Here is a 531-nt window from a genome sequence, read left to right on the forward strand (position 1 = left end):
GGTCATGATGCCTGCGGAGGAATTTTCCCAAGCCTATAAAAGCGTCGCGGGAAGGGGTGCTAGGGCCGTCGTTGATCTCCTTTCCAGACGATTTGGCGCCAGTAAGCAGGCGAGCGCCTTACGCGTCTCTGATTTGGGCTTGAGCAAAGGCTTTTACGCTGCGTGGTCTGCGACCCTGCCGTCTGAAGTCCCCATGATCGAAGAAGAAGACGAAGGTGAGGAAAACAGCGGGGGCGGTGGAATTAGCTCGCAGATTGCCAGGTTCGGATATCTTCTGCCTAACATGCTCACCGCCGCGGTCGACAGGAAGGCAATCTCTCAGTTCGATGCGTACCGGCTCACCAATCTGAAGCCAAGTACGATAAAGCAGATCGCCGCCATCGGTGTTAACCGGCTGGGGCCATAACAGCATGGCCTATAGCGGCATCAACTTTGTGCTTGATCTAGAGGCATGCCTCTATTTTAGCGAAGCTGGCGGAAACCTGAAAGCCGCTCTGTTCCAACGAGCGAAAGTCGAACGCATTGCGGTAC

General features: G+C 55.2%; 1 protein-coding gene. It reads left to right on the forward strand.

What is annotated here, in order from left to right; genetic code table 11:
* A partial coding sequence (locus EN780_RS40060; protein ID WP_210215129.1) for a hypothetical protein occupies nucleotides 1–406 on the forward strand: 406 nt, incomplete at its 5' end.
* Between the last annotated feature and the right edge of the window lie 125 nt (nucleotides 407–531).

It is taken from the genome of Mesorhizobium sp. M4B.F.Ca.ET.089.01.1.1, assembly GCF_004022605.1.
GTDB lineage: Bacteria > Pseudomonadota > Alphaproteobacteria > Rhizobiales > Rhizobiaceae > Mesorhizobium > Mesorhizobium abyssinicae.